This is a genomic window from Hymenobacter coccineus (assembly GCF_001816125.1).
GTDB lineage: Bacteria > Bacteroidota > Bacteroidia > Cytophagales > Hymenobacteraceae > Hymenobacter > Hymenobacter coccineus.
Genome location: NZ_MDZA01000164.1, coordinates 1 through 5,229, shown reverse-complemented (window position 1 = coordinate 5,229; position 5,229 = coordinate 1). Strand labels below are relative to the sequence as shown.

The following is a 5,229-nucleotide window of genomic DNA, read 5'->3' as shown; positions in this document are numbered from 1 at the left end:
GGCCGCGGCACGGCCATTGGCGCCATCCTGGGTGCGGCCGCGGGCGGCACGGCCGGCGTGCTCATCGGCAAGAAAATGGACAAGCAAGCCGCTGACTTGCAGCGCGACATGAAAAACGCCACCGTGGAGCGCGTAGGCGAGGGCATCAAAATCACCTTCGACTCGGGTATTCTGTTTGATACTAACTCGGCCAACCTGCGGGCCGCTTCGCAGGCCGACATCGTGCAGATGGCCGCCACGCTCCAGAAATACCCCGACACCAACGTGCTGGTCGAAGGCCACACCGATAACACCGGCACCGACGCCATCAACCTGCCCCTGAGCGAGCGCCGCGCCCAAGCCGTGGCCAACGCCACGGTGGCCCAGGGCGTGAGCACCAGCCGCATTAGCACCAAGGGCCTCGGCTCGTCGGATCCGGTGGGCGACAACTCGACCGAAGTCGGCAAGCAGGCCAACCGCCGCGTGGAAATTGCCATTTTCGCCAACGAGAAGATGAAGAAAGCCGCTGAAAACGGTAACCTCTAATCCCACTGCGAAGCTTGCTGCCGCCCTTAGCAGCATAAATTCAATGATAAAAAAAGCCGCCTCGATGGGCGGCTTTTTTTATGAATATTCCAGACCAGCCGGCGCGGCCACCGCTGTGGTGCCGGGGCCCTGTTTGGTGTGGGTAGAGCGGTTATTTGCCCATTGCGTACTGGAGGCCGCCCAGCAAGTGGCGCCGGAATAAGGGGTCGGCGTAGTTCTCGTCGAGGTGGCCGCCCGCCGTGTAAAAGGCGCGCCCCCCGCCGTATGGGTGGCACCAGGCAAAGGGGTGCTGCTTGCCATCGAGGCCTCCGGTGTAAGTGGTTTCGTCCACCACGGCCAGCACCCGCAAGTCCGGCGCCAGCTGGCGGAAGTTGTACCACTCGTCCGTGCGTTGCCACGCGGCGGGCAGGAAACTGGTGGCGGGGTGTTTGGCATCGACCACGCGCACGGTAGCGGGCTGCACCTTGGGGTGGCTTTTGAAATAGGCCCCCACCAGCCCCCCGTACCAGGGCCAGTCGTACTCGGTATCGGTGGCCGCGTGCACGCCCACAAACCCGTGGCCCTGCCCGATGTAGCGCTCAAAGGCCTCCTGCTGAGCCGCGTCCAGCACATCGCCGGTCGTGTTGAGGAAGACGACGGCGGCGTAGCGGCGCAGCGAGTCGGCCACAAAGTACGTAGCCTGCTGGGTGGTGTCCACGCGCAGGTTGTTTTCGCGGCCCAGCTGCTGGAAAGCGGCGATGCCGGCCGGAATGGAGGCGTGGTGGTAGCCTTTGGTTTTAAAAAAGACCAGCACGGCCGGCCGCGAGCGGTTGCGCGAGGCCGTGGGGAGGGGGCGGGAGCAGCCGGCAACAAGGCCGGCCAGCAGCAGCCCGTAGTGATACGGAAAAGGCATGGGCACCGATAGGAGAAAAGAAGCGCAGGGGGGAAGCGCGCTTAAAAGTACGGTTGGCTAGCGGATCCCGCCGTGGGATAGTAGAAGAGGCGTTGGGGAGGGATGGGCGGGCTTTTCCACGGGTCCCCGGGCGCGGCGGCCGGGACGCGCGCGGCCCCGAGTTTGGCAAGATGCTTGTAAAAGGCGTATTTGCCGGCTGTTTGGCGGGTCGTCCGCCATTTCCTCACCACGGTTCATTTCGTTCTTGCCAAAATTATCTTTTTTTAAGTTACCCATGAAAAATCTTCGCACTCCCTTTTCTTTTTTGCTGGCGCTGCTGCTATTGGTAGGCCAATTGGTGCAAGCCCAGAGCACCACCGTGAGCACGGCCAAACCCAAGGGTATGAGCAAAACGCTGAAGGGCGGCCTTATCGGCGGCTTGGGCGGGGCAGCCGGTGGGGCCCTGCTGGGCCGCGTAATCGGTGGCAAGTCGGGCACGGCCAAGGGCGCCATCCTCGGGGCCGTGGTGGGCGGCGGGGCCGGCGTGCTCATCGGCAAAAAGATGGATAAGCAAGCCGCCGAGCTGCGCCGCGACCTGGAAGGCGCGACCGTGGAGCGCGTGGGCGAAGGCATCAAAATCACGTTCGCCTCAGGCATCCTGTTCGGCAGCAACTCCTCGACGCTGACACCCGCCGCCGCCGGCAACATCGACGAGCTGGCCACCACGCTCATGAAATACGCCGACACCAACGTGGTGGTGGAAGGCCACACCGATAGCTCGGGCTCCGACGCCATCAACCAGCCCCTGAGCCAGCGCCGCGCCCAGGCCGTGGCCAACGAGCTGACCAGCAAGAGCGTGGATTCGGCCCGCATCACGGCCACGGGCTACGGCTCGACGCAGCCCGTGGGCGACAACACCACCGTGGCCGGCAAAGCCGCCAACCGCCGCGTGGAAGTAGCCATTTTCGCCAACGAGAAAATGCAGAAGGCCGCCAAGAAAGGTGCTTTGTAAGCTCCTCGCTGCCCTTAGCTAAAACGCCGAAGCCCGGTGGCCCACCTGGGCCGCCGGGCTTTTTTGTGGGGCCCGGCGGGCAACCTTCGCTGGGGCGGGGCGGTACAACCGGGCATGCCCGCACCCGCCGCTACCTACGCCGCCGAGGCCGCCGCCAAGGCCCTGGCCGACCACGAAATCCTCGACCAGTTTTACGGGCACCTGCCGCCGGTGGCGCGGCGTACGCCCATGCGCGAGCTGGTTTCGACCGTGCTCTCGCACCGCACCACCCACGCCGACGAAGAGCTGGCCTACGACCGGATGCTGGAGGCCTTCGGCGACTGGCCCGGCGTGCTGGGGGCCCCGGTGGACGAGCTCATCCACGCCATTCGCACCACGCGCTGGCCGGCCACGCAGGCCCCGCGCATCCAAGAGATTCTGCGGCGCATCCAGGCCGAAACGGGCGGCAAGTTCGACCTCGATTTCCTCGCCGACTGGCCCACCGACCGCGCCATGGCCTGGCTGACGGACATGCCCGGCATCGGTCTGAAAACGGCCTCGCTGGTGCTGCTTTTCAACTACCACCACCCGGTGCTGCCCGTGGATGCCCACGTGCACCGCGTGGCCCAGCGGGTGGGCTTCCTGGGCCCCAAGGTGTCGGTGGAGAAGGCGCACAGCGTATTGCTGGCCCTGCTGGGGCCCCGGCTGGATGCCGAGGGCTTGTTCAATTTCCATAAGCACAACTACTGGCACGGGCAGCAAATCTGCTTTTTCCTGAAGCCCAACTGCCCGCGTTGCCCCCTCAAAGGCTTCTGCAATTACTACCAGGAGCACTACGGCGACGTTACCCCCGACGCCCTGGCCGCCACTCCCACCGCCTGGGACGCCGCCGCCTGGGGCAAGCTGCCGCACTGATTTTAGCGGTTAGCCTTTAGCTACTAGCTGTTAGCTTCGTTGTGGTGGTTGATGCTGCCTGTAATGTAAAAAGCTAACAGCTAGTAGCTAATGGCTAACCGCTAACAATATGCGCCTCGTCAAGCACCCCGTTCTCTGCAATTATTACGTCACGTACCGTTGCAATGCAAAGTGCGCGTTTTGTGACATTTGGGAGAAGCCCTCGCCCTACATCACGCTCGAAGACGTGGACCGCAACCTGCGCGACCTCAAGCGACTGGGCGTGTCGGTGATTGACTTTACGGGGGGCGAGCCGCTGCTGCACCGGCAGCTGCCCGATTTCCTGGCGCTGGCGCGGGAGCTGGGGTTCATCACCACGGTGACCACCAACGGCTTGTTGTACCCCAAAAACGCCGAGAAGCTGCGCGGGCTGGTGGACATGCTGCACTTCTCGCTCGATTCGGCCGACCGCGACACCCACGACCGGGGCCGCGGCGTGGCCTGCTACGATTTCGTGCTCGAAAGCATCCGCGTGGCCAAGGATCTGGGCGAGCGGCCGGACATCCTCTTTACCGTCTTCCGCCACAACCTGAAGGAGCTGGAGGCCGTGTACCGCGACATTACCCAGCCCAACGGCCTAGTGCTCATCCTCAATCCCGCCTTCGAGTACGGCGACGTGGAAACCGGTGAACAGCTCACCCCCGAGGAGCTGGACTACCTCTCCGCCTTCGGCCGGCGCAAGGGCGTGTACCTCAACGAGGCCTTTATTGCGCTGCGGCGCGACGGCGGCAACCACGTGGCCGCGCCCGTGTGCCGGGCGGCCAGCACCACGCTCGTCATCTCGCCCAGCAACGAGCTGGTGCTGCCCTGCTACCACCTGGGCCAGCAAAAATTCCCCATCGACGGCCGCCTCTTCGACCTGTACGGGGCCCCCGAAACCCAGCGCCTGGCCGCCCTCGAAGGCCGCCTGCCGGCCTGCGAGGGTTGCACCATCAACTGCTACATGCAGCCCAGCTTCGCCGTCGAAACCAGCAAATACTTCTGGCAAGCCCTCCCCAGTACTCTCAAATACAACTGGGACAAAGGCACTTGGAAGCGGCTGATTAGGCAGTTAGCGGTGAACAGTTAGCTATTTGCTTTGCTTGCGGCCAATCACAGACTGTTCATTAATGACTGTTCACTGTTAACTGAAAATATGCCCGCCCTCATCCTGCCCGTTCGCGGCGTTTACCCTGAAATCCCGGCCGATTGCTTCGTGGCTGATAATGCCACCATCGTGGGCGATGTGGTGCTGGGGCCCGGCTGCACAGTGTGGTTTACGGCCGTGGTGCGGGGCGACGTGAACAGCATCCGCATCGGGGCCGGCACCAACATCCAGGATGGGGCCGTGCTGCACTGCACCTACCAGGGCGCGGCGCTCAGCATCGGCGCGCGCGTGAGCATCGGCCACCGGGCCCTGGTGCACGGCTGCACCGTGGAAGACGACGTGCTCATCGGCATGGGGGCCATCGTGATGGACCACGCCGTGGTGGGCGCGGGCTGCCTCATTGCCGCCGGGGCCGTGGTGCTCGAAAACACCATTTGCGAGCCCGGCTACCTCTACGCCGGCGTGCCCGCCCGCCGCATCAAGCCCGTGAGCGAAGCCCAGCGCGCCAGCCTGCGCCGCACCGCCGAGAATTACCAGCTCTACGCCAGCTGGTTCGCCGCGAAAAATGAAGCGCATGAGTAAAAAAAGTCCGCTTCGTTTCTTACTGCTTCTGCTCGCGGCTGCCGGCCTGGGGGCGTGCAGTCGGGCCAGTTACTCATTTCATTTCCAGCCAAGGCTACTGGTGCAAGCGGAAGCCGCCGGGGCCCCTGCAACCAGCCGCCCGCTTGCGCCCGCCTCCGCGGAAGCCGCCCTGCCGGCCCTGGCTTGCCCGGTACCGGGCCGCCACCCGCGGCGCAATGT

General features: G+C 64.4%; 6 protein-coding genes. 5 read left to right on the top strand and 1 reads right to left on the bottom strand.

Annotated features, from left to right (window positions below; genetic code table 11):
* Positions 1-525: YiaD family glycine zipper/OmpA-like lipoprotein (locus tag BEN49_RS10980; protein ID WP_070743221.1), on the top strand; the 525-nt coding region annotated here is incomplete at its 5' end.
* Positions 526-676: 151 nt separating this feature from the next.
* Here BEN49_RS10980 and BEN49_RS10975 read toward each other — a convergent pair.
* Entirely contained in the window at positions 677-1,417 is a 741-nt protein-coding gene (locus BEN49_RS10975; RefSeq protein WP_083325994.1) for a ThuA domain-containing protein, read from the bottom strand.
* A gap of 274 nt (positions 1,418-1,691) precedes the next feature.
* Between BEN49_RS10975 and BEN49_RS10970 the strand changes: the two genes are divergently transcribed.
* From BEN49_RS10970 to BEN49_RS10955, 4 genes are all read left to right on the top strand, one after another.
* Positions 1,692-2,408 carry a YiaD family glycine zipper/OmpA-like lipoprotein gene (locus BEN49_RS10970; protein WP_083325993.1) on the top strand — a complete coding sequence of 239 codons (717 nt, stop codon included), beginning with the start codon at positions 1,692-1,694 and terminating at the stop codon, positions 2,406-2,408.
* 114 nt (positions 2,409-2,522) lie between these two features.
* Positions 2,523-3,302, top strand: a complete 780-nt coding sequence (locus BEN49_RS10965; RefSeq protein ID WP_070743223.1) for an endonuclease III domain-containing protein — start codon at positions 2,523-2,525, stop codon at positions 3,300-3,302.
* A 109-nt stretch (positions 3,303-3,411) separates the two neighbouring features.
* The gene (locus BEN49_RS10960; protein ID WP_070743219.1) at positions 3,412-4,410 is read left to right on the top strand and encodes a radical SAM protein; all 999 of its coding nucleotides are present in this window, start codon (positions 3,412-3,414) and stop codon (positions 4,408-4,410) included.
* 66 nt (positions 4,411-4,476) lie between these two features.
* Positions 4,477-5,010 carry a gamma carbonic anhydrase family protein gene (locus BEN49_RS10955; RefSeq protein WP_070743217.1) on the top strand — a complete coding sequence of 178 codons (534 nt, stop codon included), beginning with the start codon at positions 4,477-4,479 and terminating at the stop codon, positions 5,008-5,010.
* Positions 5,011-5,229: the final 219 nt, after the last annotated feature.

What these genes read in the sequence shown, in the direction of transcription:
- BEN49_RS10965 (WP_070743223.1), top strand. Translation starts at nt 2,523, where the DNA reads ATGCCCGCACCCGCCGCTACCTACGCCGCCGAGGCCGCCGCCAAGGCC.
- BEN49_RS10975 (WP_083325994.1), bottom strand. Translation starts at nt 1,417, where the DNA reads ATGCCTTTTCCGTATCACTACGGGCTGCTGCTGGCCGGCCTTGTTGCC.
- BEN49_RS10960 (WP_070743219.1), top strand. Translation starts at nt 3,412, where the DNA reads ATGCGCCTCGTCAAGCACCCCGTTCTCTGCAATTATTACGTCACGTAC.
- BEN49_RS10970 (WP_083325993.1), top strand. Translation starts at nt 1,692, where the DNA reads ATGAAAAATCTTCGCACTCCCTTTTCTTTTTTGCTGGCGCTGCTGCTA.
- BEN49_RS10955 (WP_070743217.1), top strand. Translation starts at nt 4,477, where the DNA reads ATGCCCGCCCTCATCCTGCCCGTTCGCGGCGTTTACCCTGAAATCCCG.